This window comes from Bradyrhizobium sp. (assembly GCF_049519115.1).
GTDB lineage: Bacteria > Pseudomonadota > Alphaproteobacteria > Rhizobiales > Xanthobacteraceae > Bradyrhizobium.
The window spans coordinates 1-6,779 of sequence record NZ_JBEKRB010000124.1 but is presented as its reverse complement, the minus strand read 5'-3'; the positions used below and the strand labels follow the sequence as shown (position 1 = coordinate 6,779).

Sequence of the window (6,779 nt, the reverse complement as noted above, 5' to 3'; positions counted from 1 at the left end):
GTGCCGCCAATCCGGACGTGCTGCTGCTCCTGGTGCAGGGCTCCGACATGATCAACTGCCTCAAGCAGATCGTGCAGTTCGGCCTCAACAAGCAGATCCATGTGGCAGGAACCCAGCAGGAGCTTGAATCGCTTGCCGGCCTGCCGCCGGAAGCGCGTATCGGCATCTGGATGTTCGAATGGTACTGGAAGCAGCCCGGCGTTCCCGGCGTCGAAAAATTCGTCGCCGATATTCGCAAGGTCAACAATGGTAACGTACCGACCGCGCGTCACTGGTTCGGCTACGTTTCGGCGATGAGCTTTGCGCTGGTCGCGAACCAGCAGAAAACCACCGACGCGGTCAAGCTCGCAGCCGCGCTGGAGAATTTCGAGTTGCCCGATAACATCAAGCTGCAGCCGAACAAGGTTTACTACCGCAAGGGCGATCATCAACTGATGACATCGGCCTTCGTCGGCGAGGCCCAGTCGAAGGGCAAGGACGACCCGGAAGATCTCTATCGCGTCGACGAGGTCGTCCCCGGCGACAAGACGGCTCCGGCGGTCAGCGAGACCGGCTGCACCATCCAGTGGCCGGCATAGCATCAAGCCATCTTTTCCTTAAGATCCGGGAGCTCACATCTTCCGGGTCAGCTGCATTGGTTTTGCTCCGGTGAATTATGACGCAACTACTCCTGTTTAACGTCACCAACGGGCTCATCATCGGCGCCTTCTACGTGCTGATGGCGCTCGGCCTTTCGCTCATTCTCAATTTAAGCAACGTCATCAATTTCGCCCATGGCGGATTTCTCGTCATCGGCGGCTACATCGCCTATACGATCACGCCCTATATCGGGTTCTGGGGCGCGTTGCTGCTGGCGCCGCCGCTGACGGCCGTCATCGGACTTGCGGTCGAGCGCGTGCTGATCCGGCCGCTGTACGGGCGTGATCCGCTCTACAGCCTGCTCTTGACCTTCGGCCTGGCGTTCATCATCGAGGATGGCACCCGCTTCATCTGGGGCCCGCAGGGCAAGCCGGTCACCATTCCCCCCTTTCTGGCGCAACCGCTGAGCAATGAACTGTTCTTCATCACCGGCTATCGCCTGTTCATGGTGGCCGTGGTGATGATCGCGGTGGCGCTCCTGTTCCTGCTGTTGCGTTACACCCGTCTCGGCATTCGTATCCGTGCCGGCACGCTCGATCTCGAGACCGTCGCCGCACTCGGCATCAACGTGCAGATGCTGCGCTCGCTCAATTTTGCCGTCGGCATCTATCTGGCGGGTCTCAGCGGCGTTCTCGCCGCCGGGCAGCTCGGGCTTGAACCAACGATGGGCACGGGGCTTCTGATGCCGAGTTTTATCGCCATCATCGTCGGTGGCATCGGCAGCCTGCCGGGTACGCTGGTTGGTGGCCTGCTGATCGGGGTGGCGTCGGGATTGACGGCAGTGTTTCTCCCGGCCGCCAGCGAGGCCGTGATCTACGTCATGATGGCGGTGGTACTGTTGTTGCGCCCGCGCGGATTGTTCGGCGAAGAGGGAATGATGAGTTGAGCGCCGAACAAATCCGCAAGCTGGTCGTCCTGGCGGCGATCTGGGCGGCGTTGCTGCTCGCCCCCTATTGGATGGTGCCGCTGGGCGGCTATACCGCGCTCGCGACCCGCGTGCTGGTGCTCGGGCTGGCGGCGATGTCGGTGAATTTCCTGCTGGGATTTACCGGTGTGCTGTCGTTCGGCCATGCCGCCTATTTCGGCCTCGGCGCCTATGGCGCAGGGTTGACGCTGAAATTCCTGACGGCCAGTACGCCGCTTGCGCTTGTTCTCGGAATGCTGCTGGGCGGTCTTTGCGGCGCCGTCCTCGGCACGCTGATCGTACGCCGGCGCGGCGTCTATTTCGCCATGGTCACGATCGCGTTCGGACAAGTGTTTTATTACATCGCCTTTCAGTGGAGCTCGCTGACCGGCGGCGACGACGGTTTGCGCGGATTTTCGCGTCAGCCGATCGATTTCGGCCTGTTCAAGCTCAACATTCTCTCCAACGCCAACAACTTCTATTACTTTGTGCTGTTCTGCTTTGCGCTGGTTGCCGGCGCCATGGCATTCATTCTGCACTCTCCGTTCGGCCGCACCATGATCGCGATCCGCGAGAACGAGCGCCGCGCCCGCTTCCTCGGCATTCCCGTCGAGCGGCATATCTGGATCGCGTTTACGCTGTCCTGTTTCTTCATGGGGTTTGCCGGCGCGCTCTATGCGCTCGTCAACAACTTCGCCGATCCAAGGGGACTTCACTACAGCCAGTCCGGCGATTTCGTCATGATGGCGGTGATGGGCGGGATGCGCAGCTTCTGGGGTCCGCTGCTCGGCGCCGCCGTGTTTGTGGTTTTGCAGGATTACCTGTCGAGCATCACCGTCAACTGGATGTCGTTCGTAGGTCTACTTTTCGTTCTGGTGGTGCTGTTCTTCCCGCGCGGCCTGCTGGGCTTCCTGCAGCGGAGCAAGGCATGAACGTTCTCGAAATCGACAATGTCACCAAGCGGTTCGGCAATCTGGTGGCGGTGCGCGACGTTTCACTTAACGTTGCGAAGGGTGAAATGTGCGCGATCATCGGACCGAACGGCGCCGGCAAGACCACCTTCTTCAACCTGATCAGCGGATTCTTTCCGCCGACCTCCGGCAACATCGTCTTCGACGGTCGCGACATCACGCGGCTTTCCACGCATGAGCGCGTCACCCGCGGCATGGCGCGGACTTTCCAGATCACTGAAATCTTCCCAGAACTCACCGTGTTCGAAAACGTCCGCATATCAGCGGAAGTCGCCGGCGGATATCGCTTGCGGCCCTGGATCGGCCGTTCGGATGCTGCGAAGCTTCACGCCGTCGTCGAAGAGACCCTCAAGCTGGTGTCGCTGGAAGGCAAGGCCGACAGGCCGGTCGGCGAGTTGGCCCACGGCGACCAGCGCGCCGCCGAGATCGCGATGGCGCTGGCCTTAAAGCCGCATCTGTTGCTGCTCGACGAGCCGACCGCGGGGATGGGCGATCAGGAAACGTTCCAGATCACCCAGTTGATCCGTCGGCTGCACCGCGAAAGCAACTACACCATCGTGTTGATCGAACACGACATGCGCGTGGTGTTTCATCTTGCCGACCGAATCTGCGTGCTCGATCAGGGACGGATGCTGGCGCAGGGCACACCGCAGGAAATCGCCGCCAACGAGACCGTTCAGGCCGCCTATCTGGGTAACGCCGCATGACCCCAGCCCTGACAGCCGAAGACCTTCACACCTACTACGGCAAGAGCCACATCCTGCATGGCGTCAGCATCAGTGTTGCTGAGGGCAAGATCACCGCACTGCTCGGACGCAACGGCGCGGGCAAAACCACCACGCTGCGCAGCCTGATGGGGCTGACGCCTGCGCGCGAAGGTAAGATCACGGTCTTCGGCCAGGATACCACGCGTTGGCCGACCTTTCGCATCGCGGCCCAGGGAGTGGGCTATGTGCCGGAAGGCCGGCGCATCTTCGCCAATCTCAGCGTCGAAGAGAATCTTAAGGTTCCGCTGGAACGCGGTGGCCCCTGGACCATCGCGCGAATCTACCAGCTGTTTCCCCGCCTTGAGGAGCGCAAGCTCAATCGCGGACGTCAGCTTTCCGGCGGCGAACAGGAGATGCTGTCGATCGCCCGCGCGCTACTCTTGAATCCGAGGCTGTTGATTCTCGACGAACCTTCGCAAGGCTTGGCGCCGCTTATCGTCCGTGAAGTATTTCGCATCGTACAGCAGATGAAGACCGAGGGTATTTCAATCCTCCTGGTCGAACAGAATGCGCGGATGAGCCTGGAAATCGCCGACGACGCCTATGTGCTGGACGACGGGATCGTCGTCTATTCGGGACCGGCCAAGGAACTTGCCGCCGACGAGGCGCGGGTCCGGGCGCTCGCCGGCGCCAGCGCTGAGGAATGGACACTGACTTGAGCCGCTGAGTCCAGCGGTAAGCTAATACCCGCGGAAGCAGGCCATGCGGCTACTGCGATAAACACTCGCACCTGCTCCTTCGCCCTTCGCTTCTGTCGAACAGCGATTCACTTGCCGAATAACGACAAGATGAGATGAGCATGATTGCAGACGCCGCCTCGTGAGCGGGCCCGAGGGAGCGAACGCAATGGCGCTCGAGACCATCCTGCCGCCGTAGGGTCGCGACTATCGCCTCGACCTGCTGCGCGGGCCAACTGGGCGATCTTTCTCGACCACATTCCCAACAACCCGGTCAACTGGATCACCCAACGAAATTACGGGTTCAGCGACGCCGCCGATCTGTTCATTTTCATCTCGGGCTACACGGCTTCATTCGTCTACGCGCGGATGATGCTTGAGCGCGGGTTCGTGGTCGGCGGCGTCCGCCTCATCAAGCCTGCCTGGCAGATCTACGTGGCGCACATCATCCTGTTCGTGATGCACATCGCCGAGATCGCGCAAATCCAAGTCAGTCGGAGCGGTGTCTGGGCTGACGAGCTCGGAGTATCAATCGGGTGAGGTGGATTGAAGCAGAAAAATATCGGGCTGTCGCGATGAGATGATGCGGACGATGCTCTACGAAGCAGCTCAAAGCATGATGCATTAAGAAAAATGGTGCTGGCTCAAAGCGTGGGCCATGAACGATCAAACCCGATAGGAGACAACTAGAGTTTCACCCAGCGGTGGAAAGATGTCCCTCGCGGGACGATAGATGAGGTGAGTTCGTACTTCCGCTTGGACCTGGCGTCATACTGACGGCGAGGCCGCTCAAAAGATTGTTCCGCCTCGTCCCCGGATCCCATGATGGAAGGGCCTTGGTGCCGATTCCGAAGAGAAGCGCGAGCCCGTGAGAGACATCGACACTGCAGTAGTGGATAGCCTGAAAGTGCTTGGCCCCCAACCGGCCAATTAGAGAAGCGGAAGTACAGCGGAGATCGCCGTTGGTCCGGTTCGAGCCAATAGCCGACACTAAACGAACGGACGTTGATACCTACGTCCGCGGTGCGTTGTTTGGGAGGCAAGAGGCCGGCATCTGAGAGCCTCCTGCACTGCCTATGCTCGCGACTTGCCTTCGCGCGGCTAACGTGTAGAACTGTTCTCGGGTGCTCGCTGCAAAGTGCAGTGACAGGTCAAGCGATGGTCGGGCCGCCACGCGGATAGCGTGCGACGTGCGCCGATGACCAAGAAGCAGAGCCCTTCCTCAATCGAGCCGAATGGTATTGACCACGCCACTGACGGTGGCGACTGGACACTCACAATATTTCTAGAGCGGCGTCGCGCACCCATCGGATGGGTCGCTCGCGATGCGGCGTGGACGGTAGCGACGGAGATCGTTGTGGAAGCTCTCAACCAGCTTCCCTCAAACGCGAGGGTTCATCTCGACTGCCGGTTGCCCGACAGCACGACGCATCGCCGAGAGAAATGAATTTATGGACATCAAAATCTTGCTCTTCCTAATCGTTGCAACATCACTGGAAACCGTAGGAGACGCTGTTGTCCGCATGGGGATGAGTCAGACGGCCTGGCCACTGCGCGGTGGGCTCTTCCTTGCCGGGGCCGGGCTTCTCTTTGGCTATGGCTTTTGCCTTAACCTTCCGCCCGTTGAGTTTGGACGCATCGTCGGATTGTATATCGCCACGCTTTTCATCGTCTGGCAGATCACGAACTTTGTCGTGTTCGGCAGCTTACCGGGATTGCCGGTTTGGCTCGGCGGCACGCTGATCGTGATCGGCGGGTTGATCGTGACGTTCTGGGAATGAAACGGACAGCACAACAATTCGGGATTGGCCGGTGAACTTTACATAGGTCCCGCTCTGGTGCCCCAGAGAATGCGGTTCCGCTAAGGGTCCATCAACGGAAGTCGCCGAGCTTCATTTGATCAAGAATGATGCCTATCTCAAGGACCTAATATCAGTCATCAATTCGGTGCCGGCCGAGCACCGCCAATGCGTTGCCGATCACGTCATACCAATATAAATCCTCAGTGCGGTGAGGAAGCCCGCGCGTCGAGATAGCAAGGCCGGTACATGCTCATCAGCTCCTTGCCACGCAGGAAGATCATCTGCGGTTTCAGCCCGCCCCGCGCGGCGATCCAGCGCCGTACCGGGGAGGGATAAAGCGAATATAGCGCCTGCGTCGCGTTGGGGTTGATGACCGCGCGGCCATTAGCGCCAAGATCCCACGCCGCGTGGAAACCTAGATTGGCGTGCGACGTTACGCAGATCCTGTCATGCGGAACCTCGCCTAGAACGACGGTGCACGCCGAGGCGCACAGACCGTCGATGATAATCGTCTCGCCCGAAGTGCGTAGGCTCTGATATTTGTCGACGTAAGTGCCGATCTGGCCGCCGCGATCATCAGTAATCCGGATTGCCGCGTGGCTCGCATTCATCCCCGCCAACAGGAGAACTGCCGCGAGCAACCCCGTCGCAAATTTCATATTCCACACCATAAATCTTGAGTGCGGCCGGACGCTCGTTAGCGTGCGGCGGGATCACAATTTTCGTCTACATACGCGGCTGGAAAAGGTCAAATTAACTTTTGCATGTCGCCGCACTGCACTAGCTGAAGTGATGTCCCAATCGGCAACATCGCAGGCTTGGTCTGAAATGAAGGAGGCCGCCAATTGAAGCAGCGTACGCTCGCCTCGCCAAAGAGGCAAAGGCGGCAGTTTCGAAAGAAGCGAAGCTCATTCGATGACCTCGTTGGTGCGATCATGATCGTTTGAGGGACCGAGAAGTTCGCGTAGCGGTCTTGCGACGGCAAGCTCGAACTTGGTCGGCTGCTTGATCGGGATATC

At 59.6% G+C, this 6,779-nt stretch carries 7 protein-coding genes and 1 pseudogene; 7 read left to right on the top strand and 1 reads right to left on the bottom strand.

Annotated features, from left to right (window positions below):
* The 7 genes and pseudogenes from ABSE61_RS35435 to ABSE61_RS35405 all read left to right on the top strand — a co-directional run.
* The coding region (locus tag ABSE61_RS35435; protein WP_423875817.1) for an ABC transporter substrate-binding protein at positions 1 to 578 on the top strand (578 nt) is incomplete at its 5' end.
* Between the two features lie 77 nt (positions 579 to 655).
* Complete coding sequence (locus ABSE61_RS35430; protein WP_423875816.1) at positions 656 to 1,525, top strand: branched-chain amino acid ABC transporter permease; 870 nt, start codon at positions 656 to 658, stop codon at positions 1,523 to 1,525.
* The gene (locus ABSE61_RS35425) at positions 1,522 to 2,475 is read left to right on the top strand and encodes a branched-chain amino acid ABC transporter permease (protein ID WP_423875815.1); all 954 of its coding nucleotides are present in this window, start codon (positions 1,522 to 1,524) and stop codon (positions 2,473 to 2,475) included. Before ABSE61_RS35430 ends, ABSE61_RS35425 begins: the two co-directional genes overlap by 4 nt.
* Complete coding sequence (locus ABSE61_RS35420; RefSeq protein ID WP_423875814.1) at positions 2,472 to 3,221, top strand: ABC transporter ATP-binding protein; 750 nt, start codon at positions 2,472 to 2,474, stop codon at positions 3,219 to 3,221. The genes ABSE61_RS35425 and ABSE61_RS35420 overlap by 4 nt, the downstream gene beginning before the upstream one ends.
* Complete coding sequence (locus tag ABSE61_RS35415) at positions 3,218 to 3,940, top strand: ABC transporter ATP-binding protein (protein ID WP_423875813.1); 723 nt, start codon at positions 3,218 to 3,220, stop codon at positions 3,938 to 3,940. The genes ABSE61_RS35420 and ABSE61_RS35415 overlap by 4 nt, the downstream gene beginning before the upstream one ends.
* Positions 3,941 to 4,178: 238 nt before the next feature.
* Positions 4,179 to 4,444 (top strand): annotated as a pseudogene (gene opgC, locus ABSE61_RS35410) (OpgC domain-containing protein); the annotation flags it as partial.
* A 965-nt stretch (positions 4,445 to 5,409) separates the two neighbouring features.
* Entirely contained in the window at positions 5,410 to 5,739 is a 330-nt protein-coding gene (locus tag ABSE61_RS35405) for a hypothetical protein (protein WP_423875812.1), read from the top strand.
* A 221-nt stretch (positions 5,740 to 5,960) separates the two neighbouring features.
* Here ABSE61_RS35405 and ABSE61_RS35400 read toward each other — a convergent pair whose 3' ends face one another.
* Complete coding sequence (locus ABSE61_RS35400; protein ID WP_423875811.1) at positions 5,961 to 6,419, bottom strand: hypothetical protein; 459 nt, start codon at positions 6,417 to 6,419, stop codon at positions 5,961 to 5,963.
* Positions 6,420 to 6,779: the final 360 nt, after the last annotated feature.

What these genes read in the sequence shown, in the direction of transcription:
- ABSE61_RS35430 (WP_423875816.1), top strand. Translation starts at nt 656, where the DNA reads ATGACGCAACTACTCCTGTTTAACGTCACCAACGGGCTCATCATCGGC.
- ABSE61_RS35420 (WP_423875814.1), top strand. Translation starts at nt 2,472, where the DNA reads ATGAACGTTCTCGAAATCGACAATGTCACCAAGCGGTTCGGCAATCTG.
- ABSE61_RS35415 (WP_423875813.1), top strand. Translation starts at nt 3,218, where the DNA reads ATGACCCCAGCCCTGACAGCCGAAGACCTTCACACCTACTACGGCAAG.
- ABSE61_RS35405 (WP_423875812.1), top strand. Translation starts at nt 5,410, where the DNA reads ATGGACATCAAAATCTTGCTCTTCCTAATCGTTGCAACATCACTGGAA.
- ABSE61_RS35400 (WP_423875811.1), bottom strand. Translation starts at nt 6,419, where the DNA reads ATGAAATTTGCGACGGGGTTGCTCGCGGCAGTTCTCCTGTTGGCGGGG.